Annotated in this window: 1 protein-coding gene; it reads right to left on the minus strand. The window is 56.6% G+C overall.

Going from position 1 to position 565, the window contains the following annotated elements; translation table 11 throughout:
• A partial coding sequence (locus ACFFNA_RS39840; protein ID WP_514132029.1) for an IS21 family transposase occupies nucleotides 1-453 on the minus strand: 453 nt, incomplete at its 3' end.
• Nucleotides 454-565 lie beyond the last annotated feature (112 nt).

Raw genomic sequence — 565 nt, forward strand, 5'->3', positions numbered from 1 at the left:
CTGCAGCTTGGTGCGTTCGTTGCCGATGATCGCCCAATCTTCTGACCAGTCGAACTGGAACGCTTCACCCGGATCGAACGAAAGCGGCACGAATGTCCCGCGCCCTGTCGTCTGTAATTCCCTCTGCAGATCCGCCTTCCACTCCCGAGCGAAAGCCGCAACACGACCGTAAGACCCCTCATAGCCAAGGCTCAGCAGATCGGCATGAAGCTGCTTCATCGTGCGTTTCTGCTTGCGGTTCTTTTTGGCTTCCGTCCTCAGCCAGGCTGACAATCGGTCGGCAAATGCGTCAAGCCTGCTCGGCCGCTCTGGAACCTTGAACTTCGGCTCCACCTCACCCACCCGCAGGTATTTGCGCACCGTATTCCGCGACAGGCCGGTCCTTCGGCTAATCTCTCGGATCGATAAATGCTCTCGAAAATGCCAGCGTCGGATCACGCTCAATAATGCCATGTCGATCACTCCGTAGCCCCCGCTGAAAACACGCAGGGCAAGGTTCAAACATGGGTCAATTCTCGGTGGAAATATCCTGGGTTGCCGGGTCAGTTCTCAGTGGCAATCAACA

It is taken from the genome of Mesorhizobium kowhaii (assembly GCF_042431665.1).
Taxonomy (GTDB): Bacteria; Pseudomonadota; Alphaproteobacteria; order Rhizobiales; family Rhizobiaceae; genus Mesorhizobium; species Mesorhizobium kowhaii.